The organism is Virgibacillus salexigens (genome assembly GCF_014905415.1).
Lineage (GTDB): Bacteria > Bacillota > Bacilli > Bacillales > Amphibacillaceae > Virgibacillus > Virgibacillus salexigens.
On the sequence record NZ_BNEO01000066.1, the window covers coordinates 1 to 343 of the forward strand.

At 33.2% G+C, this 343-nt stretch carries 1 protein-coding gene; it reads right to left on the minus strand.

Going from position 1 to position 343, the window contains the following annotated elements; all coding sequences use genetic code 11:
• Positions 1-343 (minus strand): beta/alpha barrel domain-containing protein (locus tag JKP73_RS22255; RefSeq protein ID WP_200411996.1); only part of this gene is annotated, 343 nt, incomplete at both ends.

A 343-nucleotide genomic window follows, 5' to 3' on the forward strand; every position in this document is an offset into this window, starting at 1 on the left:
CTGCGTCTAATAGTTTCACATCTCCTCCTTGATAACCAACTCCTGGGATTAGAAATAAGGTTTTTGGTAAGAGTCTCCTATACTTAGTTAAATCTTCGGGATATGTTGCTCCAATGACAGCTCCAATATCTGAAAATCCATAATTCCCAACTTTATTCGTGCTTTTAATAATATAATCACATACAACTTCAGAGATAGTTTTATTTTCAGAATCCAGTATTTTATCTTGCAATTCTCCTGAAGAAGGATTGCTTGTTTTCACTAAAATAATAGAGCCCTTATCATTTTCTTCTCCTAATTTTATAAATGGGTCTAATCCATCACTTCCCAAGTATGGATTAAT